This is a genomic window from Bacteroides sp. 1001302B_160321_D4, assembly GCF_015667765.1.
Classification (GTDB): domain Bacteria; phylum Bacteroidota; class Bacteroidia; order Bacteroidales; family Bacteroidaceae; genus Bacteroides; species Bacteroides xylanisolvens.
The window spans coordinates 12,522-33,750 of record NZ_JADPLO010000064.1; the positions used below are offsets into that span (position 1 = coordinate 12,522).

The following is a 21,229-nucleotide window of genomic DNA, read 5'->3' on the forward strand; positions in this document are numbered from 1 at the left end:
TATGGGAAAGATGAATATTATGACGGGAAAATGCGCTGTCGTTCTCAGGGAAAAACTGCACAGGAGACTGGACGAACTGTCGCCGAAGGCAAGGCTGGCGGTCATTGCCGGGATGTTTGTCCCCTTTGCCGCCGGATGCCTCTATACGACAGCCACCGCCATTGCCGACTTCGGAAAAAGTGAAAAGGAGTTGGAGATACGGCATATCGAAAATTTGAACCTGCCCGTGCAGGAGAGTGATAACTTATATAATAATGTATATGGAAACGAAAAAAGAACAGAAGAATGAAACGAAAGAGAAAAAGCCGCTGACAGAGGAACAGCGTCAGCTTAGAAGGAAGATGCTGGTCTATCCGCTGATGGGGCTGACCTTTCTGGGCTGCATGTGGCTCATCTTCTCCCCTTCTCAGGAGGACAGGAATAAGGAACGGCAGGGACAGGGATTCAACACGGACATGCCCCTGCCGGAAAACTCCGGAATCATCGGCGACAAGGCTAAAGCCTATGAGCAACAACAACTGGAGAACAGGCAGAAGCAGCGCCGGGGCATGGTGGGCGACCTGTCCGCATTCTGGAACGACAAGACGGAAGGAACGGACACAGCAGACGGAACGGACGACTGCCGCCTGGCACAACCGGAAACATCGCCGAAGACGGGCGGAAGCGGAATACAGACAGGCATCCGCTCCTCGGCTGCCGCCAACGAGCGGCTGAACACCTCGCTGGGTACGTTCTATGAGCCGCCGAAGGAGGATGCCGAAAAGAAAGAGCTCAGGCAGCGCATCGACGAGCTGGAACGTATGGTCATGGAACAGGAGAAACAGCCCGCAAGGATGGAGGAACAGGTCGCCCTGCTGGAGAAGTCGTACGAGCTGGCGGCAAAGTACCAGAACGGAGGAAACAATGCCGCGCAGACCGCACGGACCGATGGGACGGAAATGACGGAAAGCAATGCCGGCGAAAAGAAAATGAAGGCTGAACCAGTGAACGGCGTGCACCCGTCAACGGTGTCCGCCCTGCCGCAGCCCCTGACAGATTCCGCCTTTATAGCGGACTACGGGGGCGAAAGGAACTACGGGTTCCACACTGCCATCGGCAGTACGGAGGCACCGGGAAAGAACACCATAGCAGCCTGCGTGCAGGGCGACCAGACGGTAACGGACGGACAGACGGTAAGGCTGCGGCTGCTGGAGCCGATGCGTGTGTCGGGCAGGACTGTTTCACGAAACACCACCCTTGTGGGGACGGCACGCCTGCAGGGTGAGCGTCTGGAGATAGGCATCACCTCGTTGGAACATCAGGGGAACATCGTCCCGGTGGAACTGGAGGTGTACGACAATGACGGACAGGCGGGCATTTTTGTGCCCGGCTCGATGGAAACGGACGCGGCAAAGGAAATCGGGGCGAACATGGGCAGTTCGCTCGGAAGCAGTATCAACATCTCGACCGATGCGGGGGCGCAGCTCGCCTCCGATCTGGGAAAGGGAGTGATACAGGGAGTCTCGCAGTATATATCGAAGAGGATGCGCACGGTAAGGGTGCATCTGAAATCGGGATACAGGGTGCTGCTGTATCAGGAAAAATAGACAGCAAGAGACGAAAGAAAAAACAACAGTCAAATTTTATCAACCACTAAATCCAACGTAAAAATGAGTATCAGAAAAGTAATGATGATGTTTGCCCTTATGACGGGCATTGTCTGTGCAGGACACGCACAGGAAGTGAAAAACGACAGCACCGCCACCACGAAGGCGGAGGAGCTGAAACTGGTAAAGGACGTCTATCCGCAGACGGAGGAGAACGGTGACCTGTATCACGGACTGACCAGGAAACTGATGTTTGACCGCATGATACCGCCGCACGGTCTGGAGGTCACGTATGACAAGACGGTGCATATCCTGTTTCCCTCGGCTGTGCGCTATGTGGATCTCGGCTCGCCCAACCTCATAGCGGGAAAGGCTGACGGTGCGGAGAACGTCATCCGCGTAAAGGCGACGGTAAGGAACTTCCGCACGGAGACGAACATGAGCGTCATCACGGAGGACGGCTCCTATTATTCGTTCAACGTGAAATATGCCGACGAGCCGCTGCTGCTCAATGTGGAGATGAAGGACTTCATCCATGACGGCAGCACGGTGAACCGCCCGAACAACGCGCAGGAAATCTATCTGAAGGAACTGGGAAGCGAAAGCCCCATGCTGGTGCATCTCATCATGAAGTCGCTGCACAAGGAGAACAAGCGCAAGGTGAAGCACATCGGCTGCAAGCGTTTCGGCATCCAGTATCTGCTGAAAGGGATATATGTCCACAACGACCTGCTGTACCTGCACACGGAGATAAAGAACCAGAGCAACGTGCCGTTTGACGTGGACTACATCACGTTCAAGATTGTGGACAAGAAGGTGGCGAAACGAACCGCCATCCAGGAACAGGTGCTGTTTCCGCTCCGCGCGTACAACTATGCGGTGCGCGTGGCCGGGAAAAAGTCCGAGCGCACGGTGTTCTGCCTGCAGAAGTTCACCATCCCCGACGGCAAGCAGCTGGTGGTGGAAATGAACGAGAAGAACGGCGGGCGTCACCAGACGTTCACCGTGGAGAACGAAGACCTGGTACAGGCTGAAACCATCAACGAACTGCGTGTACGATGAAAGGCAAGGCGGTGTTTTTAGCAATGCTTCTGTCCGTCCTTCTTGCAGGACGGGCGGAAGCCCAGCGATGCCTGCCGAAGATGCGGAGCATTGAGATGAAAGCCGGAATGACCGGGGCGGACGGATACTGGCTGGGAGCCGCACTGTCGAGCTATGCAAGGGGCGGCAACAAATGGGTGTACGGGGCGGAATACCTGCAGACCAATCATCCGTACAGGAGCGTGAATGTTCCCGTGGCACAGTTCACGGCGGAGGGCGGTTTCTACTACAACTTCCTGTCGGATGTGAAAAAGACGGTGTTCTTCTACGCGGGGGCGTCAGCCCTTGCCGGATACGAGACGGTAAACTGGGGAGAAAGGACGCTGTATGACGGGGCAAGGCTGAACAACAGGGACGGCTTCGTCTATGGCTGCGCCGCCACGCTGGACATGGAGCTGTATCTTGCGGACTTCATCGCACTGACGGCTTCGGTAAGGGAGCGTTTCCTATGGGGCGGCAGTACGGGCGTGTGCCGCACGGAGTACGGGATAGGTATAAAGTTCATCATCAACTGACGGCAATCATGAAAAAGGAAGCGATAAAAAAGGAATGGCATGTACCGGAGAAGTACCATGCCCAGGTCCGGGAAAAGCCGGAGACTTTCTATAACGTTCCGCACGAATACCGCAGCCCGCAGCTCTGTCTGGAGGCAGTGCGCGGATGGGGATACAATCTGGGAATAGTGCCGGAAGAAATGAAGACACGCGAGATGTGCCGGGAAGCGTTCAACGCCAGTCCCGACCTCGATTACGGGCATTACGCCATCATCGGCTTCATGCCTTTTGCGGACGTGGTACTTGAATGCCTGAAGGACTCCGCCGGAGGAACGGACATGACGGATCTTGCGGCGACTGTCCGCCCGGAAGTCATGGACAGGGAGATTGCCGGTTTTCTTGTCGGGAAGGACGGGCACTGCCTGCAGTATGTACCCGTGCACCTGCAGACGGAAGAGCTTGCGCTGATGGCAGTCAGGACATCGGGGAATGCGGCGCTGCTGCACCGCAGCGTACGTGAGGACATCAAAACGGAAAAGGTCTATATGGCAGGTATGGAAGAAGGCTGTTTCCAGTCGTTCCTGCATATCCCGCCGGACAGACGCACGCCGGAAATATGCCTCGTGGCGGAAAAGCTGTATCCGGACGTGGTACGTGCAAGACCGGACTCCATACCGGAGGCGGTCAGGAACGGATGCAACATATATACGCTGGGGAATCTGCTGGAAAAGGCCTGCGGTGAGAGATTCGATGCAGGTACGGTAAAGCGGGTCTATGAAGGCAAGCCGCTGCGGGTGAAGCAGTTCACCACACCGACAGGAGTGATGAATGATACGGTTATCCGCTTCTCGAAGGAGAACAGCCGGTTCCAGTATGACCAGCCTCATAAGAACAGGATGATAAAACGGGGGATGAAGCCATGAGTACGGAAACGGAAATAGACAGAATGAAGAGGATACCGATTGAGGAGTTCCTCGCACGGCTGGGCCATTCGCCCGTGCAGCGCAGGACAAACGCGCTGTGGTACAAGGCTCCGTACAGGGAGGAACGCACGGCGTCGTTCAAGGTGAACATGGAGCGAAACCTGTGGTATGACTACGGGCTGGGCAAGGGCGGCAATATCTTCGCCCTTGCCGGGGAGTTCATCCATTGCGATGATTTCCTCTCTCAGGTAAGGTATGTGGCGGAAGTGGCGGGTATGCCGCTGCCGGAAAAGAGGGTGTACCACCCATGCGAAGTGAGGCAGCCGGTAGAGCCGTCCTTCGAGGACGTGGAGTTGATGCCGCTCCAGAACCGGGCGCTGCTCTGCTACATGCAGGAAAGGGGCATATCGTCGGGGGTGGCCATCGGCGGATGCAGGGAGATACACTACACCACACACGGGAAGCGGTATTTTGCCGTGGCATTCGGTAACGGAGGGGGCGGCTATGAGATACGCAACCGCTTCTTCAAGGGATGCCTGCCGCCCAAGGATGTGACACTGCTGGCTTACGGTTCGGCAAGCTGCAACCTGTACGAGGGTTTCATGGACTATCTGTCGGCACGTGTGCTTGGAATTGGAAACGGTGAAGACCACCTCGTGCTGAACTCGGTGTCGAACCTGACGAAGGCATACAGGCATCTGGACGGTTACGGGAAACTGCAATGTCACTTTGACAATGATGAAGCCGGACGGAGGACGCTGGAAGCCCTGCGTACACGGTATGGCGGAAAGGTGACGGACTGCTCCGGACTGTACGGCGGCTGCAAAGACCTGAACGACTATCTGCAAAAGACGCTTGCCGAAAGGCAGACATGTCGGGAAAACGAAAAGAAAGGAAAAAACAACGGAATAAAATTATAATGATTATGGACATGAACAGACTTAAAGATGGAATAAGGGAAAAGGTAAATACAGTAAAAATGCTGGCAGTCTTCTGTGCCGGACTGCTTTCTATCGGCATGACGGCCTGTGATGATGGGCTGGATGTGACGCAGACTTATCCGTTTACGGTGGAAACGATGCCCGTACCGAAGGAGCTGGCAAAGGGTGAAACGGCGGAAATCCGCTGCGAGTTGGTGCGTGAGGGCGAGTTTGACGGAGCGGTCTATACCATCCGATATTTCCAGTTTGACGGCAAAGGTACGCTGAAGCTCGACAACGGGCTGGTGTTCCAGCCTAACGACCGTTACCTGTTGGAGAACGAGAAGTTCCGCCTGTACTACACATCGGAGTGTGACGAGTCACAGAGCCTGACCATTACAGTGGAAGATAATTTCGGGAACTCTTTTGAATGGGAAACGGATTTCAACAACGATTCGGATGCGGAAGAGGTTCCGTCCGGGAACGATACGCTGAATACGGTGAAAGGAGGTGTCTATCAGTAAGGGGGTAATGAAAAGGCTGCTTGCCCCGGCGGTGCTGGCGGTTGCTTTTTCCGCCAGCCTGCCGGCGCAGAATACTGGTACGGTTGGGACACCCGCCTCGTTCAAAGATGAAGCGAAGGCCGGGTTAGCCGTCGAGCTGATTAAGAAATACGAGGGACTCCATGACCGTTCTGATTATCCGTACTACGGTTACGGACATTGTAAACTTCCGGGAGAGGAACTGTCCTATGATATGACGGAGGCGGAAGCGGAAAAACTGCTGATAAGGGATTTGGAGAAGCGTTACAGGTTGTTCAGCAAGTATGGGAAAGATGCCCTGATCCTGACCGTACTCAGCTATAATGTGGGGCACGGAACTCTGCTCGGATATGGAAAACACCCGAAAAGCCGTCTGCTGAAAAAGCTGGAAGCCGGTGACAGGGATATCTATAAGGAGTATATATCCTACTGCCACTACAAGGGGCGGAAAATTCGCTCGATAGAGCGGCGACGGAAAATGGAGTTTTTGCTGCTGTATGAGAAGTAACGCAAAGGGAGAGCTTCACACGAATGGTGGGGTCTCCCTTTATTGTTTGAAATAATATCATCTTCCGTTTGTGACTGAATTAAGAACTACCCTACAGGGTAGTGGAAAAGTCTCGCGAAGTATGGAACTTTGCAGCAGAAAACTAAAAACTATCATACAATGGGAAAAATTAGATTACACAAAAGAACTCTACAGAAAAGCATCATTTCACTAGTATTGGCTTTGATGACCATATCAATATCGCATGCACAGGAAAACGACAAAGCGAATATGGAATGTTTGTACAGACTAAGTTTTCTTAAAGATACAACAAGTACTGTGACTACAGATGATTTGATGGTTCTGAGATTCAACAAAGACAAATCGTTGTTCTACAGTTATAACTCCTATACACTGGATTCACTGCTGTGCTCGGATAAAGGCTCTTCTATTCAAATGGATATTTTAGCGAACGGTTCCAGCAAGTATGGGAAACGTATAGTATCCTACAATATCCTGAAAGACTTCAGAAATAATCTGATAGACTATACAGACAATGTCGGTGGAGAACATTACAGATATGAAGAAGAATTGCCTGATTTTAACTGGAAAATCTCAACCGAACAAAAGAAAATTTGGGATTATACTTGTCAGAAAGCGACATGCGATTTCCGAGGACGTACTTATGAAGCTTGGTTCACTACCGAAATACCTGTAAAAGATGGTCCGTGGAAGTTTTATGGACTTCCCGGTCTCATTATGGAGGTCTATGATATACAGAAACATTATTCCTTTGTATTCGTAGGGCTTCGCAAGAGTGGCGCAAACATCACTATGCTGCCACGTCAGTACACTAAATCATCAAGAGAAAAGTATTTGAAAGCATACAAGAATTACATTAAAGATCCTGTTGCGTTCATTTCTGCGGCTTCAGGAATGAAGATTACAGTCAATGGTTCTTCCAGAAGAAAACCCCAAAAAGGCAAATCTGTAAATTATGATGTAATGGAACGCTATTAAATTTATTATATGAAGAAACTTGTATTATTCAGCGTTTTTGTATTTTGTTGTACTCTATCCATCTTTGCCCAAAGTCATTCAATTATGGGAACAGTTGTGGATAGTAGTACTCTTGAACCGATTACAGGAGTCAATGTGATTGTCAGGCATTGTACAGACAATGGCATAATTGCATATACAACAACTGCTGATAATGGAACCTTTTCATTACAGATTAACCATGATAACCTTGCAGATTATACTTTACAGGTGACCTGCTTAGGGTATGAACAACAAACTCTTAACCTCACAGATAACAATTATCTCATAAAGCTAAAAGAAAAGAGCTTTGAATTGCAGGAAGTTTCAATCAAGGCTGACAAGATTATTCAGAACAAAGATACAACAAGCTATTTTGTTACCAATTTTGCAACGACTAAAGACAGGACTATTGGAGATGTACTTACCAATATGCCGGGAATCAATATCGCAGAGAATGGTAAGATTTCGTATAATGGTAGCCCTATAAATAAGTTTTACGTGGAAGGCATAGATCTGTTTGACGGTAAATATAACTTGGCAACAAACAACATTTCCTATGAAAATATCGCACGTGTGGAAGTCATTGAGGATCATCAGGCAATTAAAGCATTGCAAGGGACAGGTGTAGATACGGAAACAGCGATAAACCTAAAACTAAAAGATAGTGCCAAGTCTGTTTGGAACGGCAACTTTTTAGGTAAAGGTGGTTTTACCCACGATGAAGGTCTCTGGGAAACAGAACTGTTTGCTGCAAGATTTTCATCAAAGAGCCAGAGTGCAACAACTTTGAAATCAAACAATACCGGAAAGAATATTGCAGACGAGGGTAATTCACTCACAATTGATGACCTTTTGTATATGTATCCCGGTAGTGAAATATCCGGAAGTTTAACATCTGCACCCTCTATTTCTACCAACCTGAGCAATGATAGGACTCGTTTCAATCGCACCCACATGTTCAGCAACAGTAGTATGTGGAAGTTGTCAGAATCGGGCCAGATAAAGTCGCAGATTATTTATACAGATGACAAAAACACCTATGACCAAAGCATAGAGTCGGCATATTATCTGATGGACAGTCTGTTGGTTAAAGGTACTCAAGAAACAAGTTCTGTAAAAGACAAAGGCTTGCAGGCGTCTGTTGTTGCGACCATTGATAAAGATTCGTATTTTCTTTCTGATGAACTTTCCTTTAAGTCGAAATGGAGAACTTTTACTTCGGAAATTAATGGTGACTTCAATTATCATAGTATTGCAGACATTACCACATATAATGTAGAAAACAGGTTGAAGTATGTAAAGAAAACGGGTAATAACATCTTCCAAATAATGTCGCTTAACAAGTATGAGTTTATTCCGGAAGATTTGTATGTAGGTGGAGAAAGTGTCAAACAACAGAAGATTGATAAAGGCAACTTCTTCTCAAATACCAACTTCAGATTTTTACATAATATTAAAAGGTGGTCTTTTGGAACGAATATGGACCTCTTTGGGAATATATATAATTTCAACAGTTTGTACAATGATGCAAGTATCAATTATCAGAACGACTTGAATGTGAACTATATTGGGGCACGTCTGAATCCGGAAATCATATACCAGAATGAGCACTTAAAACTGAATCTGAAGTTTCCATTGTCTGTTTATCATTTTAGCGGTGAACAGTCTGCAACAAAGATTTATGTAAAACCTGATATTTATCTGAAATGGAAGTTCCTTCCAAGGTGGACACTGTTTGTTAATGCTACCATCGGAAACTCATATACAGGTAATGGCTTATACTATACAGCACCTGTCATGACGGATTACAAAGCGATGTATGCCGGATTTTTGAATTACGATGGGAAAATTGAAAAACGTATAGGTGGAAGAATAAGTTATGCAAACCCTTCTGACATGTTATTTGCAAACTTAAGTGCAACCTATTCTGATGAAAACACCAAAAGAAGTATTTCAAAACAAGTTGACAACGGATATGTATATTATTTATACGAACCAGGAAATGATAAATATAAGTTACTATTTGCTGATGGAAGCATCAGCAAAGGTATAGAGCTGATAAATGGTTCCATTGAGTTGAGCAGTTCTTTTCAGAACCATAATATGCCGCTTGAACAGAATGGCTACATATCAACAATCGACTTTGGAAGTATCAATTCAGGAATAACGCTTAAATCAAATCCATGTGATTGGTTTAATATTGATTATAAGATTGGACATAAATACAATTATATGAAGTCTGAGGCATTAAAGTCTGTGACCCAACATTTGACACAGAAATGCTTATTGGTATTCTATCCAATAGAAGACATTAGCATTAAACTGAATGGAGAACATTATCTGTCATTTTTTGATTCGGGACAAAAGAAGAATACGTTCCTTGTAGATTTGGAATTTGTGTATCGATACAAGCAATTTGATTTTTTGGCATCAGTTACCAATTTGTTCAACCAAAATGTGTACTCTTATACAATATATGGCGATTTGAGTAGTACTACAACTCAATACAATATTAGAGGAAGGAATGTTACGATTGGAGTAAACTGGTATTTCTAATTGTCTTAACTATTTATTATAGTAATCATCAATAATCAGAACGACCTTACAGGGTAGTGGAAAAGTCTTGCGAAGTATGGAACTTTGCAGAAGAAAACTAAAAGCTATGGTATCAACAATTTCATATATAAATCTCTCATGGGCAGTTGTAGGCATCATCGATAAGGATGGCCACAACTCCCTTCAATCCATGAAGCGTTCGGACGAACCGATAGAAGCTACCATTGAAAGGTACGTCATCGGTTATCTGGTATTCTGGCATATAGCCTATATTGATAAAGAAAAGATGAACAGATGTGACGATGAGAAGGTAATCGAACTTGGACGGAAGAAAATGGAGGAATACGTCACCTCACATCCACCTGCAGTTACTTTGCCGAAGTTCTACATCGTCTTCCTAAATCAGCCTCATATTGGCTGCGATACCCACGGCCTCAGTGATGTTTTCTGCGTGTAGTTTTTCGAAAAGTTTCTTCTTGTGAAACTTGACGGTATTGGCATCAATAAAGAGAGTTTCTCCAATCTCCGTGTTCGACAGTCCTTTGACGGAGAGCTGGAGAATCTCTTTTTCACGGTCGGAAAGAATCAGTTCAGGCTGTTTTCTCCATCGTCTTCCCTCGAATGAGTAGAAATACCTGTCAGTACATGTATGGTCTGAAATAACTACATCTCCGATAGTTTTCTCCGGTGACAGTGAAACTGTACATAGAGCCAGCCATATATCCCCATTATCACTCAGCAAGGCAGGTGTCAGTTTGTGGTGGATAAGGTGCGAGTGCTTTTCTGATGTACGGATATGAAAGTTATATTCGATGGACAAGTCAAGTCTTTTTTCTACCGGCTGATCATAGTAAAACCGGAATCCGGCTTCGTTGATTTCCATAAGACGGTTTATCTCGTCAGACGGAACGACATCAAAATAAAAGGCATAACCTTTCTGTTGCACATCTTCCGGTGAATGACCGCAGAGGAAAAGCGGGTTGGACGATACGTAAAGGAAGTTCTTGCGGTTATAGTCTATGATGTACAGACTGTGATTTGTATTGCGTGCCAGAGCCTTAGCCATATCAATACAGAGTCCGGTCCTGTCGTATTCGCAGTCGGGAATGTTCATTTGTGGATTGACGGGATGAAAAAAGCTTTTTATATCCTTTTGCATAACTGATTGCGTTTTGCCCACAAAATTAGGGAAATATTTCTGGAGCATGTGGTAAATGACTGTTTTTTATTCAAATCCGGAAAAATAACCTGAGTTTATCATATGAAATTCATGGTATATAAAATGTCATGTTTACTTTATTCAATAAAATTTGTTTCTGCTTTCCGAAAGCCTTAATTTTGCATGACTTTTACATCAAACAATCATGGAAAATTATATGGCAAAAGCAGCGGATGCCTTTCTGACAGGGCGTCCGTATGGCATACGTCTTGACTTCAAACATAAGGGCTTCGCTCTTTTCAACTACAACATGAATGAGCTTGGCAACCATCTTCCCGGCAGACTGGAAACGCTTCCGCTGGAGGATTTTGACGTGGAGGATATTCCGCTGTGCGGGGAGCGCATTGTCCGAAAGGAAAACATAACGGACATATTCTTCTATGACGAGAATAGCAACCCGTATTCGGATAACCGTGTGGATATGAAGAAACTGAAAGCATACAACAAATATATCTATCCGCTTTCACTTATTCTGAATAGAAATCTGTAAGATGGAAACAAAAAAGACTTCCGTCAGTGGAAGTCTTTGGAACAGCGGTTTCTTTGCTACTTTCTTTGTCCGCCTTCTGCTCACCGAAAGAAAGTAGGGCGGCTCTCGCCGCCTCTGCCTAAAGTCGGGTGTAAAGTCCCGTTACATCCGTGAAAATCTGCTGGAGCATATCAAAGTACACTCCCTCGTATTTGGCTATCTCCTTGACCTTGATGTCCGCATACTTCGTCAGTGTCTGACGATAGAAATACATGGTGTATGTATCCGTGTCCTCATCCAATATGATTTTCAGTCTGTTGGCTGACGTCTTGTTCCTTGCAAGGCTCATTTGTAGTCCGTTGCCCAAATTGATATAGTTACGGCTTCCCGTCATGACGGTAAATCCATGACCGCCCAACTGCTGTAAGATTGTATTCGCTATCATCTGTATATGAATTTAAGTTATTGTCAATGGGTGGCTTTTGCCACCCGATTTTTTTATGCGTTCATGCTCTGCCTTATATGCTCCAATGTGCGCTCGGCAATGGGGCGTGTTTCCTCCGTCCAAAGGTCATAGTCATGTACGGATATTCCCACACTCTGCAAGTCACGGATATAGCCGGACACATAATCTCCCGTAGGGAGGTAAACGAACTGCATCCATGCGTCCCTGCTGTCTGTCAATATAAAATAGTATTTCATGCTCTTTCTGTTTTATGGGTTATCTGTTTCGGGTGCGGGCGGTATTGTGTACCGCCACACCTTTAGTATTAGTATTCTTTCATTTCGGCAATGGGGGTATATTTTCTGAGCCATTCCACCACATGCACCATGTTGTATTCGGAAGTAATGACTGCCGTATGTTCGTTTATCGGGGTCATTCTTGTACTTTCGTAGCTTTCTATCCATTCCTTTAGTGTTGCCACATCACAAGTATCGGTACACATCATATCCAAAATTCTGATAGGGTCGCTGAATGTCACAATCAAAGTATCATAGTATGCTGTCATAATCTGTCCTCCTTTCCTTTTATCCATTCATCACGCAGGTGTCTGCACTCCTCCAATGTAGGTCTCACGCAGGAGAAAAGTTCTCCGTCCGTGTGTCGGTAGTCATACTGGAAAAGGGTTGTTCTTTTCCGTCTGATAGTCGTTTGGTACTTTTCGTACTTCTCAGTACCTGCCGTCTGGCAGGTACTCACTCCGTTGATGGTCATTCTTGTTGTCATGGTAGTCATTTATTAAAATTCAACAATCAGCAGTCGGTTCTCCATTACCTTTTCGGGGTCGGTTATCATCCTTTGGGCTACCCAAAGGTGATGCGCTCCGAAGCCGTAGGCGAACAGCCTTCCGAAGTTCTCGTTTTCTGAAAGTTTCGCCATTGAATTGCGGATTTCCGTTTCACTGAAACTCAAGGACAAGGTGTTTATCAGACTGACAAAGATGTCGGTTACTTTCTCGTCCCATAATATCAGTATGTTTTCTATCTTTATTTCCATATCATATATATTTTGAAGTCTATAAATCAAGCGCTCATCCGTTTGCGGATAAGTTCGGCATTGCTCTCTACAAGGCTGATGATGCGGTCGTGGTATTCGGTATTGGAATTGCATACACCTCTGCTCTGTACTACCTTGAATGTTGTCAGTGAAACCTCCACCGTTTCAATGCGTTTGCCGTCAATGGTTGCGGATAGGATAAGGGAGTCTGTCCTCTTGTGATAGCTTCCCACACAATGGTGCATCAGTTTTCCTTCAAGTTGCATTTCCGCCACACTCTCAATGACCTTTACAAGAATAAGATTGTCGGTAAACACAAGTCCGAAGAACTTGCCTTTGGACTTCAGATAATTCTTTTCGTCCTTGACCAACTGCTCCCTGCGTTGCTCCGCTCTTTCCCTTTCTATCTGTTCTTCGCGTTTTCTGACAAGTCGGTCATGTGCCTTTTTCAAGTCTGTCGGACAAACATATTTTGGGCAGTGGGTATCTTTCCCGAAATGTCGGAGCAGTCTTACAAGGTCACACCACATGGAGGCATCTGCAATATGATAGCCGTTTCGGATACAGATTTTTATGGAGTTCCAATATTCATGTAAATTGATATTTGATATGACGGCATATCTGAACATTTCTGTCTGTCCCGCTTTAAGCAATGTTTCCTTATTGCTGTCCGTCAGAATGGCGGTAAAAAATTCGTATGGGGTCAGTTCGTGGAATGCTCCCTTGAAGCCGTTTCGTTTTAATTCGGGAATGATGCGCATTGCCGGATAAGTCTTGTATGCGTCTATGTTGTATGCTTTCAGCATCTTGTTGCTGCGCAAATCCATATCGCTCCATTCAGTCCAAAGGTCATAGTACATCGTGTGCATGGCTCTCAGTCGGGCAATAACTTCGGTCTTTCCGTTTGGGGCAATCCACCATTGCACCACCTCCCGAATGGAATACTCTGCCTTCTGTCCCACCTTGTATGTTGCTCCTACCATAAAGTAGCGCAACACTTGATAGCCTTTTCGGGTCGTAATGATTTCATAATATGCGCTGTCCCTGAAAACTCTCTTTCGGGTATCAAGTATTTCAAGTTCCTTTCCGCAATGGGGACAGCTACAGCCACATATAGTTTCCGCAAGAGTGTGTCCGCCTTTCCAGCGGTGTCCACATTCTGAACAAGTGATAGTTCCGCCTTTTGTGCGGTAGGCATGATGCTTGAAGCAATGTTCAAAAGCGTATGCTTTCTGCTTGTCTGTCAGTTCGGGCAGTCCGCTTGACAAACGGACTACCTCTTTCTGTATGCGTGTTCTCGGTTTCATATCAAAAATCAAATAATGAGGGTTGGACTTGTGTTTCTTTTTTCGCTGTCGGCTTGTTGCGGTTCTGTAGCTTTTGGAGTTCCATCTGCTGATATTGGGCAACCGCCTTTCTTCTTGCTTCCTGCTTTTCCTCTTCTGTCAGTTCCACCACATGGTTTACAACTACTTGACATTGTATAGGCTTGCCTACTTCAATCTCGTTTTCATCGTAATAGTGAATGGCTTGTCCGTATATCTCTCCGTCTGAAAAGCCGTTGCAACCGCTTTTCTGCACATAGTTCAGAATGTATGTGACACAATCGTCTATGTTCTTGGCTGGGTTGCGGTAGCTTTTGGCGAATAGTTCATCTTCCGCTGCTCTCTGCTCCAAAAACATCTGTATGGTTCGTTTGAAATGGTCTGTTCCTTTCATCATAATCTCAAATTTTAGTCGGGTTGTCGTTCAAATAAAGTATCTCGCAATCTTCCACTTCTGCGGGAAGTCCGAAAAGGGGGTAATGGGTGAAATAAGGCTGTGCGTTCCCTTCTTCATCTGTGAGGGGTGAAACATCTTGTACTTGCCATTGCTTCATCCATCTGTCTATTGTCTGAACTTCATCGTCTGTGAGTGCGGTTGCATCGCCATTGATGATGTAGGCTAAACTCCATGTGGGTATCTTTTCCGTTGTCCTGTTCATATCCGTTCCTTTATGTGGTCAGACAATCTCTTGTAAAATCTCCGTGTGGTATTGTGGAGGACATTCCACCAAAAGAAAACCGATAAAATCCTTTCTCGCTTCCTTGTTGAGTTCGTGATATAGCCTTCTTAGGGTTGAATGGTTGCCGTTGATGTAGGTTTCCACCATATACTCAAAGATGTTGTCCACCTCGTAAAATCTGCATTGCTGCGCTGCTGTCTTGCTGTATCGTCTTGCCATATCCTTATTTGTTAAATAGTTAATAACCAAATGAAAAAGCCGATTGCCGCCATTACTGAAAATAGGGAGATTAGGATGCCGAACATGATGCTCAACATGCCGAATAGGATTTCTCCTATGATACCTACTACCAAACTGCCAGCACAAAAGGCTATGTTTGATGTTGTCGTTACTACTGCGGATAATGCTTTCCACAATACCTTTCCGATGTCACTCAATATCATTCTCATATTTTCCGATTTTAGATTGTTGATTACCTTGTTCGGATTTGGAGTGGGCGGTTTCTTTTTCTTTTCGCCTCTCTGTATGTCCGATGTTTTCTTGTGACGTCTTCCGACCGCATTGGTCGTTTTCGTTTCGGGGGCTTCTCAAAGGTTAGGGAGTAGGATTAGCAAATTTTTTAGACAAAATACTACCCCTGAAAGGGCGTGGAGATTTTTCGACAAAAAATTTGAGTTCCTAATCCCGTCTTTACCTTTGCCCCATGCAACGAAAATGACACCTGATGCCGTCCTGGATGGCGGCATGGAAACAGAGGCATACGCATAGAGAGGCGGAAAGGAAAAGGGACAGATGTATTGGCGTGCAGCGCCATGTGGATGGATTAAGGGCGGTGCTACAAATAAGGGGAAAGTTGGCTTTCCGACCGCCGTGTGGAAGTCCTGTAACCGTCATTGTCATGCGTGCATGGCTTGCGGTTACTGGTGTTCCTCCGGTGGTACATTGTCGTAAAACGGGATTGTCTGCCGTTGCTTTGTCTGCAATGGAAGGCAAACTGGTTTTACGACACGGGACATTGTAGCCGAAAATGGTCACAAGAACAGATCCACGCTTGGCGTGTCCTGTAGAAGTGGCATTTTCGGCTACTTGTATATGGATGAAATAATGACTGTAAGAACGGTTTTACCGTTTTAGTACAAGCATATAAAAGAAGTGCCCACGGCGATGGCAGTGTCATTTATGACATTGTGGTCGCTGTGGGCTTTTCTTTTGCTTGTACTGTTTCTGAAATCGGCTTTTGCGCATCAGGCAGAAGCGGTTTTCAGAAGGGATTATAGAACGATGTAAAAAACATAAAAAGGAGACTACAATTTGGAATTATAAACAGGAAAATGTACCTTTGTAATGTAATGATAAAGCTTAGACAAGCGAAAGTCTATGAGTGACACAAAAAGACAGTTTTCAGTTACTAAATCGTTACACTTGAAAAATTGAACTGAATTAAAATGTTGATTCATAGGGATTTTGGAGAGAAAGGTTCATAATCCTGTCTCTCCGCAATAAACGCTGATAATCAGTAATTTACAAGAATGACACCCAATTTTACACCCTAAAAAGTAGAATTGGGTGTTTTTGCTTTATTTAATACTTTATTCTTTTATTACTTGTTTGGCTTTGCGCTGTCTTTGGTTGCTTAACTATTATTTATTGTATAATTTGAAAAGGGGATATTGTGTTGTTGATGACATTGTTATACTAATATTTATTTGAATCATTTTCTTTCTTTAACTTTTTTAGAGTAGGGAGTCTCCCGAATAATTCTGTCTTTTATAATAGTAATACATTCCTTTAGAGCTTGATTTTGTGTTATTCTGTTTGTATCTTGGTGCTAAATGCATTATTTTTATATTGGATAGGCATTTAGGTTATGAATTGAATATAACTTTGGGCTTTTAAAGTACATTTCATTTTGTCAATGAAATACTAATTAATGGGTATTTTACTGATAAAGAAATTTGTATGATTTTGCATAAATGCATATCGCAAAGATGCAAAAACGATTTATTTTATTGTGTTGATCGTGGATTTGTTTACAGCTCTTGTATGTTATACTTTTATTTTCATGCTTTGGGCATAATAATGAAATTGAATGGTTATTTGTAATAAAATACCAATTAATTGGTATTTTATTGTACAGGAAAAATCTTTTAATTTGCAAAAACTAAACTGTATTAATATGAAAAAAATATTCATTCTTCTGTTCGTTTCCTTAGCATTATTTTCCTGTGAAAAAGAAGAAAATAATAAAATTTTTAAATATCAGTTGCTGCCAAGTGAGAACGTATCTAAACCATTTAGTTGTTTGGGGGAGAAACGTACTATTACTTTTACAATTATTCAAAAAACATTGATAGATGATGTTTTAGATTCAGAGGTTCCGATTATTCCCAAGGATGTTTCGATAGAATTTGATAAAACTCTTTTTTCTGATATAGAGACAAAAGTAAAGGGTGATCAAGTTGTATTAAATATAACCTCAAATATTAATAAGGAAGATAAAATTTTGAATGGTGATTTACAGATTTCTTATTCTACTATTAATGGCATAAAAGTAGAAAAAATTCCACTGATTATAGATAAAGGGGAGTTGACATTTATGTATAAAATCCATTCGGAACAAAATCCCTTTATTCTACCAGCTGAAGGTGGCAAGTTTGAGTTGCCTTTTACGTGTAAAAAACAGACATATTTGAATGGGCAGTTTATAGAGGAAAGGTATTCTGCATTGAAAGGATTAAGATTTAAAACGATAAGTACTGGTAATATCTGGTTTCTTACGGTCAGAAAAGACGGGGAAAAAATCGGTTTCTACAAATTTACTTTTGTGGGAGAAGGGCCATATAACCAAAAGAGAGAACCCGAATGCTATTTTAACATATATATCCATGATGCAGATGTGGTAGCAGATAATCCTCCAGAAATATTCAGACAAGATTTTATGCAGCCCCAAACCCCAGGTGAGGATTATTATATCCCTTCCCGGGCCTCTTATAAGCATGGGACTTTCGATTTCTAACATATTCAGTATTAACCTTAATTATATTAATTATGAAACAGTATGTATGTTGTTGATTTTGCCAATTATGTTTTTAATTTTATGTTCCGATGATACAGTTGAAGAAATAGGAGGCTCTAATCATGTTCTTTTTGAGAGATACCTTCAAGAAGTGATAAATATTTCAATGGATAATCTGGAAAGGGTGCGCTTGGTGGTGCAGGAGTTGGTACTGTCACACTACCTGTTATCGGTACAGTATCGGGAACCGCTTTAGGTGGGTAGAGCGGCGCCTTAGTAGGAGTTGCTACTTTTTGCTAAAACATGAAAAAAAGCACTCTGATAATGATCTTTTGTCTATCAACATTCATTATAATCCCACTGCTTGTTGATTTATTCGAACAGGAATATTATACAAAATGCTTCGTAATAGTTTTTCTGTTTATATTATCTGTTAAAGGATTATGTAAAAAATCGTGCAAAAATCCTGATTGTTCATTTAAATAAATATCGCAGAAATGTAAATTGACAGTGGATTTATTTACAGCCCTTGTGTATGATGCTTTTATTTTCATGCTTTGGGCATAATGATGAAAATCAATATGTATAGAAAGGTGACTACATTAATTAGTTTTGCAGCATTTATTTTGTTTTGGATCATCATGTGTCCTCTTGGGATGTATGGTCAAGAATCGAAGTGGGTTGATATGAATCCTGTGGGAAAACGGTATTTGCGTTTTCACAAAGATTTTGCAGTTGATTCGGTTAAATATCCTATTTGGGAATATCAAAATTCTGTTATTTTTGCAAATTCTGGTGTTACTCTTCAATTCAAGAAGGGTGGGCCGTTTTTTTACACAGACCAAAGTCCTTTACATAAAGGGGAATATAATGTGTCGGGGGTAATAGCCCCATTGTGGAATGGTCACGTTTACGGCATGGGACGCCAAATGAATTTAATTGGTATTGGTGTTTTTAACTATGCTGCTATTGGATATAACAAATCATTGTCAGATAATTTATTTGTTGATGTTGCATTGCATGCAATGAAGTTGAGTACTCCTCGCCATGTGGATGAAACATTTGGTATATCGGGTAAACTTTCTTATTCCTTTAATTCCCGAATGAGTTTGCATGTATTTGGCGGTTTTTTATTTACTCCTGTTACTTCATTCAGCCGTAATGACTACGGAGGCAGTGTTGCTTTCGATATAACGGATTCTTTTGGAACGGAATTAGGTATAAGGGGGTATCGTGAATATCCTTTTGAACGTGGGGGAGTTACTCCTATCTTAATGCCTTACTATAAATTTAAAAAGCATAAAGTGGAAATGGATTTTGGTGGATTGTTACAAGAAATAATATATGGATTGTTTAAATAAAAAATATCATTTATGAAGAAAATAGTATTTGTATTGTTCGGATGTTTGATCATCTTTCAAAGTTGTAGTAATGTGTTTTATAACCATGCTAATAAAACGGAAAAGGTTACTGTTAAGGTAAAGCCTTTTAAATAAAATAATTGTTTAATACAAAATCATACACTATGAAAATTGAAAAGATTTTTGGTTGTATTTTGAGTGCATACATGATTGTAAGCTTGTTATCTTGCAATAGCGAAAATGAATTTATCGGTTCTGCACAAGAAACCATACCGGATGTTGAGGTTTCGACAATGGATATGTGGGTAAAAGAAACGAGAAGTGTTAGTGAGTACTTGAATATGCCAGTTCTTCATTTTAAAGATGAACAGGTGTATAGCGAGACGCTCCGGCAGCTTAAAAACATGACAGAAAATGAAAGATTTACTTATTTTCAGCAGTTGGGCTTTGAAGGGGCGTATATTTTATGGGAGCAGGCAGATAGGGAGCTCGATAAAATATTTGATATGGAAAGTGATGATTCTCACTTAATACAAGAGATGATAAATACGTACAAGGATAAATATTCAGATATTTTTTCTTTTAATACAGTTGACTTATTCGACGTTACCCCTTATTTTACATTCACTGATAATGATTTGTCCTTACTCGGTAATATAAAAGGTTACGTTGTAATCGGTAATAGTCTAAGAGGGCCTAAATATGATTATCCTACTTATGATTTGGATGAAGTTGTTTCAGCTACACGGGCAGCAGAGCCAACTCCGATTGAGCCAGGTTTTAAGGGATTTAAAGATGCTTCATTAACAATCAAGAATGGAAAATATAAAAGCACAATGACTATTGGGCGTATCGTTAATGGTAATTCTTTTGCTGTGGAATTTAAAACTAAAAAGAAACAACTTTTTTGGAAAAAGAGTGTTAAGGCCGGTTATTCGGCTATGTTAACAATGAAAAGCTCAAAGTTTAATTATAAGAATACAGTCTTTTGTCCTTATGGAAAAGAAGTTTCGATTTTAAATCTACCCATAGAACGAGTTGGAAATGTCTTTGATGCAGTTGTGGAAAACTTTAAATCTTCAAGGGGAGATGCAAAAGGAAACCAATCATTTCATAACATACGTGTAATATAGTCAACAGTAAAGATAGCAATATAATGAGCGTATATAAATCAAAGTTTCAGCCGATAATGGAGCGCTGGTCTCTGGTGTTAAAGATTGTCTTATTAACTACTGGACTTATGTTTCTATTAAGAACTTTTATGCTACAATCTTTGCAGGATCAAATCGCAAGCCTGTTATTGGGTATCATTCTTGTATCTATATACATATACATGCTGATAGTGATTCCTTCATTTATTTGTTTGGAAAAGGATCAACTCGTTATAAAAAGAGTGTTTGGTAAGAAATGTATTCCGTATTCTTGTATTAAGAACGCTTTTGTTTATGACGGTGTTCAAAATGATGTCCGTTATTTTGGAAGTAATGGCTTTTTGGGGTATATAGGTGTAATGGGGAGTACCCATTATGGGAAATATTATTCCTATGTAAAGAATCCCAATCAACAAATTTTTATATTAACAGAAAAAAAGAATTACCTCTTAAGCTGTGAGAACAGAGATATGTTTATAAAAGATTTGTTGATTCACTTATAATATGCTGAATATTAATATGGTCTGTTGGAAAATATAGTTATGATATTACTTGACGGGAAGAATATGTTTTTTATTCTTCCCGTTAGTTTTTTAGAGAACTAATAATTAATACCCCTTCTCTGCTATTAAGTAATTATATTTTCAATCCTTTTCGCTGCTTGTTTTCAACAGGTGTGTTTAGCCCTAACTTTTCTTTAATTTCCTGAAATTTCTTCCTGAACCAATCGAGTATGGGTACTCCGTCAATGCACAGCCTGAATTTTCCTTTCTCCTGCGGGTCCCTCTCCACTGTTGCCGTTGAGTGCTCCGTCCTGAACTTCTCCTTGTACTCCTTTGAATAGAGCCTTCCCTTGAACT

The 21,229-nt window shown here is 43.0% G+C and carries 29 protein-coding genes and 1 pseudogene; 18 read left to right on the forward strand and 12 right to left on the reverse strand.

Translation table 11 applies throughout. The features are described from left to right. Position 1 precedes the first annotated feature (1 nt). The 11 genes from KFO40_RS20620 (at position 2) to KFO40_RS20670 (ending at position 10,107) form a co-directional block, all read left to right on the forward strand. Positions 2-289 carry a TraL conjugative transposon family protein gene (locus KFO40_RS20620; protein ID WP_211146747.1) on the forward strand — a complete coding sequence of 96 codons (288 nt, stop codon included), beginning with the start codon at positions 2-4 and terminating at the stop codon, positions 287-289. Next, positions 255-1,586 carry a conjugative transposon protein TraM gene (gene traM, locus KFO40_RS20625; RefSeq protein ID WP_410489908.1) on the forward strand — a complete coding sequence of 444 codons (1,332 nt, stop codon included), beginning with the start codon at positions 255-257 and terminating at the stop codon, positions 1,584-1,586. The genes KFO40_RS20620 and traM overlap by 35 nt, the downstream gene beginning before the upstream one ends. A gap of 63 nt (positions 1,587-1,649) precedes the next feature. Then, positions 1,650-2,648: a conjugative transposon protein TraN gene (gene traN / locus KFO40_RS20630; RefSeq protein WP_239473400.1), complete on the forward strand. Its 999-nt coding sequence runs from the start codon at positions 1,650-1,652 to the stop codon at positions 2,646-2,648. Next, entirely contained in the window at positions 2,645-3,202 is a 558-nt protein-coding gene (locus tag KFO40_RS20635; RefSeq protein ID WP_211146749.1) for a conjugal transfer protein TraO, read from the forward strand. The genes traN and KFO40_RS20635 overlap by 4 nt, the downstream gene beginning before the upstream one ends. 8 nt (positions 3,203-3,210) lie before the next feature. Further along, positions 3,211-4,104, forward strand: a complete 894-nt coding sequence (locus KFO40_RS20640) for a DUF4116 domain-containing protein (RefSeq protein ID WP_211146750.1) — start codon at positions 3,211-3,213, stop codon at positions 4,102-4,104. Beyond that, a complete protein-coding gene (locus KFO40_RS20645; protein ID WP_211146751.1) occupies positions 4,101-5,024 on the forward strand; it encodes a toprim domain-containing protein in 924 nt (307 codons plus the stop codon). Before KFO40_RS20640 ends, KFO40_RS20645 begins: the two co-directional genes overlap by 4 nt. Positions 5,025-5,029: 5 nt before the next feature. Next, a complete protein-coding gene (locus KFO40_RS20650) occupies positions 5,030-5,548 on the forward strand; it encodes a DUF3872 domain-containing protein (RefSeq protein ID WP_211146752.1) in 519 nt (172 codons plus the stop codon). A gap of 7 nt (positions 5,549-5,555) precedes the next feature. After that, the gene (locus KFO40_RS20655; RefSeq protein WP_119957791.1) at positions 5,556-6,074 is read left to right on the forward strand and encodes a glycoside hydrolase family protein; all 519 of its coding nucleotides are present in this window, start codon (positions 5,556-5,558) and stop codon (positions 6,072-6,074) included. A gap of 159 nt (positions 6,075-6,233) precedes the next feature. Next, positions 6,234-7,073, forward strand: coding sequence for a GLPGLI family protein (locus tag KFO40_RS20660; protein ID WP_117700851.1), 840 nt, complete (start codon positions 6,234-6,236; stop codon positions 7,071-7,073). Positions 7,074-7,157: 84 nt separating this feature from the next. Next, positions 7,158-9,650 (forward strand): carboxypeptidase-like regulatory domain-containing protein, encoded by a 2,493-nt coding sequence (locus KFO40_RS20665; protein WP_211146753.1) that lies wholly within the window; start codon positions 7,158-7,160, stop codon positions 9,648-9,650. Positions 9,651-9,726: 76 nt separating this feature from the next. Continuing rightward, positions 9,727-10,107 (forward strand): hypothetical protein, encoded by a 381-nt coding sequence (locus tag KFO40_RS20670; RefSeq protein ID WP_248005609.1) that lies wholly within the window; start codon positions 9,727-9,729, stop codon positions 10,105-10,107. Here KFO40_RS20670 and KFO40_RS20675 read toward each other — a convergent pair. Next, a complete protein-coding gene (locus tag KFO40_RS20675) occupies positions 10,048-10,809 on the reverse strand; it encodes a helix-turn-helix transcriptional regulator (protein ID WP_211146754.1) in 762 nt (253 codons plus the stop codon). The genes KFO40_RS20670 and KFO40_RS20675 overlap by 60 nt on opposite strands. A gap of 205 nt (positions 10,810-11,014) precedes the next feature. Here KFO40_RS20675 and KFO40_RS20680 point away from each other — a divergent pair, with 205 nt between their 5' ends. Next, positions 11,015-11,359 (forward strand): hypothetical protein, encoded by a 345-nt coding sequence (locus KFO40_RS20680; protein WP_211146755.1) that lies wholly within the window; start codon positions 11,015-11,017, stop codon positions 11,357-11,359. 118 nt (positions 11,360-11,477) lie between these two features. Here the strand turns inward: KFO40_RS20680 and KFO40_RS20685 are convergent, their stop codons facing one another. The 10 genes from KFO40_RS20685 to KFO40_RS20730 form a co-directional block, all read right to left on the reverse strand. Further along, positions 11,478-11,783, reverse strand: coding sequence for a hypothetical protein (locus KFO40_RS20685; RefSeq protein ID WP_005650230.1), 306 nt, complete (start codon positions 11,781-11,783; stop codon positions 11,478-11,480). A 53-nt stretch (positions 11,784-11,836) separates the two neighbouring features. Continuing rightward, entirely contained in the window at positions 11,837-12,040 is a 204-nt protein-coding gene (locus tag KFO40_RS20690; protein WP_005650232.1) for a hypothetical protein, read from the reverse strand. A gap of 68 nt (positions 12,041-12,108) precedes the next feature. Then, complete coding sequence (locus KFO40_RS20695) at positions 12,109-12,348, reverse strand: DUF6956 domain-containing protein (RefSeq protein ID WP_005650234.1); 240 nt, start codon at positions 12,346-12,348, stop codon at positions 12,109-12,111. After that, positions 12,345-12,566, reverse strand: coding sequence for a DUF3873 domain-containing protein (locus tag KFO40_RS20700; protein WP_072543831.1), 222 nt, complete (start codon positions 12,564-12,566; stop codon positions 12,345-12,347). Before KFO40_RS20700 ends, KFO40_RS20695 begins: the two co-directional genes overlap by 4 nt. A gap of 12 nt (positions 12,567-12,578) precedes the next feature. Next, positions 12,579-12,836: a hypothetical protein gene (locus tag KFO40_RS20705; RefSeq protein ID WP_005650240.1), complete on the reverse strand. Its 258-nt coding sequence runs from the start codon at positions 12,834-12,836 to the stop codon at positions 12,579-12,581. Positions 12,837-12,862: 26 nt separating this feature from the next. Then, positions 12,863-14,143 carry a PcfJ domain-containing protein gene (locus KFO40_RS20710; protein WP_211146756.1) on the reverse strand — a complete coding sequence of 427 codons (1,281 nt, stop codon included), beginning with the start codon at positions 14,141-14,143 and terminating at the stop codon, positions 12,863-12,865. A gap of 1 nt (position 14,144) precedes the next feature. Continuing rightward, a complete protein-coding gene (locus KFO40_RS20715; RefSeq protein WP_022217992.1) occupies positions 14,145-14,555 on the reverse strand; it encodes a PcfK-like family protein in 411 nt (136 codons plus the stop codon). A gap of 7 nt (positions 14,556-14,562) precedes the next feature. Then, on the reverse strand, positions 14,563-14,820 hold the full coding sequence (locus KFO40_RS20720; protein ID WP_211146757.1) for a DUF6926 domain-containing protein: 258 nt from the start codon (positions 14,818-14,820) through the stop codon (positions 14,563-14,565). Positions 14,821-14,838: 18 nt separating this feature from the next. Beyond that, the gene (locus tag KFO40_RS20725) at positions 14,839-15,060 is read right to left on the reverse strand and encodes a hypothetical protein (protein WP_005650250.1); all 222 of its coding nucleotides are present in this window, start codon (positions 15,058-15,060) and stop codon (positions 14,839-14,841) included. Between the two features lie 11 nt (positions 15,061-15,071). Further along, positions 15,072-15,290: a hypothetical protein gene (locus KFO40_RS20730; RefSeq protein ID WP_182291940.1), complete on the reverse strand. Its 219-nt coding sequence runs from the start codon at positions 15,288-15,290 to the stop codon at positions 15,072-15,074. 287 nt (positions 15,291-15,577) lie between these two features. Here KFO40_RS20730 and KFO40_RS20735 point away from each other — a divergent pair, with 287 nt between their 5' ends. The 6 genes from KFO40_RS20735 (at position 15,578) to KFO40_RS20760 (ending at position 20,872) form a co-directional block, all read left to right on the forward strand. Beyond that, positions 15,578-15,862 (forward strand): hypothetical protein, encoded by a 285-nt coding sequence (locus KFO40_RS20735; protein WP_211146758.1) that lies wholly within the window; start codon positions 15,578-15,580, stop codon positions 15,860-15,862. 1,155 nt (positions 15,863-17,017) lie between these two features. Continuing rightward, positions 17,018-17,857: a hypothetical protein gene (locus KFO40_RS20740; RefSeq protein WP_211146759.1), complete on the forward strand. Its 840-nt coding sequence runs from the start codon at positions 17,018-17,020 to the stop codon at positions 17,855-17,857. 67 nt (positions 17,858-17,924) lie between these two features. Further along, positions 17,925-18,113 (forward strand): hypothetical protein, encoded by a 189-nt coding sequence (locus KFO40_RS25770; RefSeq protein WP_032575541.1) that lies wholly within the window; start codon positions 17,925-17,927, stop codon positions 18,111-18,113. Between the two features lie 310 nt (positions 18,114-18,423). Next, positions 18,424-19,218: a hypothetical protein gene (locus KFO40_RS20750; protein ID WP_211146760.1), complete on the forward strand. Its 795-nt coding sequence runs from the start codon at positions 18,424-18,426 to the stop codon at positions 19,216-19,218. Positions 19,219-19,382: 164 nt separating this feature from the next. Beyond that, positions 19,383-20,351, forward strand: coding sequence for a DUF4848 domain-containing protein (locus tag KFO40_RS20755; RefSeq protein ID WP_211146761.1), 969 nt, complete (start codon positions 19,383-19,385; stop codon positions 20,349-20,351). Between the two features lie 23 nt (positions 20,352-20,374). Beyond that, positions 20,375-20,872: a PH domain-containing protein gene (locus KFO40_RS20760; protein ID WP_008659045.1), complete on the forward strand. Its 498-nt coding sequence runs from the start codon at positions 20,375-20,377 to the stop codon at positions 20,870-20,872. 133 nt (positions 20,873-21,005) lie between these two features. On the opposite strand, the pseudogene KFO40_RS20765 reads toward KFO40_RS20760, so the two are convergent. After that, positions 21,006-21,229: pseudogene (locus KFO40_RS20765) on the reverse strand (mobilization protein); the annotation flags it as partial.

Coding starts and splice junctions, on each gene's coding strand:
- KFO40_RS20620 (WP_211146747.1), top strand. CDS start 2: ATGGGAAAGATGAATATTATGACGGGAAAATGCGCTGTCGTTCTCAGG.
- traM (WP_410489908.1), top strand. CDS start 255: ATGTATATGGAAACGAAAAAAGAACAGAAGAATGAAACGAAAGAGAAA.
- traN (WP_239473400.1), top strand. CDS start 1,650: ATGAGTATCAGAAAAGTAATGATGATGTTTGCCCTTATGACGGGCATT.
- KFO40_RS20635 (WP_211146749.1), top strand. CDS start 2,645: ATGAAAGGCAAGGCGGTGTTTTTAGCAATGCTTCTGTCCGTCCTTCTT.
- KFO40_RS20640 (WP_211146750.1), top strand. CDS start 3,211: ATGAAAAAGGAAGCGATAAAAAAGGAATGGCATGTACCGGAGAAGTAC.
- KFO40_RS20645 (WP_211146751.1), top strand. CDS start 4,101: ATGAGTACGGAAACGGAAATAGACAGAATGAAGAGGATACCGATTGAG.
- KFO40_RS20650 (WP_211146752.1), top strand. CDS start 5,030: ATGGACATGAACAGACTTAAAGATGGAATAAGGGAAAAGGTAAATACA.
- KFO40_RS20655 (WP_119957791.1), top strand. CDS start 5,556: ATGAAAAGGCTGCTTGCCCCGGCGGTGCTGGCGGTTGCTTTTTCCGCC.
- KFO40_RS20660 (WP_117700851.1), top strand. CDS start 6,234: ATGGGAAAAATTAGATTACACAAAAGAACTCTACAGAAAAGCATCATT.
- KFO40_RS20665 (WP_211146753.1), top strand. CDS start 7,158: ATGGGAACAGTTGTGGATAGTAGTACTCTTGAACCGATTACAGGAGTC.
- KFO40_RS20670 (WP_248005609.1), top strand. CDS start 9,727: ATGGAACTTTGCAGAAGAAAACTAAAAGCTATGGTATCAACAATTTCA.
- KFO40_RS20675 (WP_211146754.1), bottom strand. CDS start 10,809: ATGCAAAAGGATATAAAAAGCTTTTTTCATCCCGTCAATCCACAAATG.
- KFO40_RS20680 (WP_211146755.1), top strand. CDS start 11,015: ATGGAAAATTATATGGCAAAAGCAGCGGATGCCTTTCTGACAGGGCGT.
- KFO40_RS20685 (WP_005650230.1), bottom strand. CDS start 11,783: ATGATAGCGAATACAATCTTACAGCAGTTGGGCGGTCATGGATTTACC.
- KFO40_RS20690 (WP_005650232.1), bottom strand. CDS start 12,040: ATGAAATACTATTTTATATTGACAGACAGCAGGGACGCATGGATGCAG.
- KFO40_RS20695 (WP_005650234.1), bottom strand. CDS start 12,348: ATGACAGCATACTATGATACTTTGATTGTGACATTCAGCGACCCTATC.
- KFO40_RS20700 (WP_072543831.1), bottom strand. CDS start 12,566: ATGACAACAAGAATGACCATCAACGGAGTGAGTACCTGCCAGACGGCA.
- KFO40_RS20705 (WP_005650240.1), bottom strand. CDS start 12,836: ATGGAAATAAAGATAGAAAACATACTGATATTATGGGACGAGAAAGTA.
- KFO40_RS20710 (WP_211146756.1), bottom strand. CDS start 14,143: ATGAAACCGAGAACACGCATACAGAAAGAGGTAGTCCGTTTGTCAAGC.
- KFO40_RS20715 (WP_022217992.1), bottom strand. CDS start 14,555: ATGAAAGGAACAGACCATTTCAAACGAACCATACAGATGTTTTTGGAG.
- KFO40_RS20720 (WP_211146757.1), bottom strand. CDS start 14,820: ATGAACAGGACAACGGAAAAGATACCCACATGGAGTTTAGCCTACATC.
- KFO40_RS20725 (WP_005650250.1), bottom strand. CDS start 15,060: ATGGCAAGACGATACAGCAAGACAGCAGCGCAGCAATGCAGATTTTAC.
- KFO40_RS20730 (WP_182291940.1), bottom strand. CDS start 15,290: ATGAGAATGATATTGAGTGACATCGGAAAGGTATTGTGGAAAGCATTA.
- KFO40_RS20735 (WP_211146758.1), top strand. CDS start 15,578: ATGGCGGCATGGAAACAGAGGCATACGCATAGAGAGGCGGAAAGGAAA.
- KFO40_RS20740 (WP_211146759.1), top strand. CDS start 17,018: ATGAAAAAAATATTCATTCTTCTGTTCGTTTCCTTAGCATTATTTTCC.
- KFO40_RS25770 (WP_032575541.1), top strand. CDS start 17,925: ATGTTTTTAATTTTATGTTCCGATGATACAGTTGAAGAAATAGGAGGC.
- KFO40_RS20750 (WP_211146760.1), top strand. CDS start 18,424: ATGATGAAAATCAATATGTATAGAAAGGTGACTACATTAATTAGTTTT.
- KFO40_RS20755 (WP_211146761.1), top strand. CDS start 19,383: ATGAAAATTGAAAAGATTTTTGGTTGTATTTTGAGTGCATACATGATT.
- KFO40_RS20760 (WP_008659045.1), top strand. CDS start 20,375: ATGAGCGTATATAAATCAAAGTTTCAGCCGATAATGGAGCGCTGGTCT.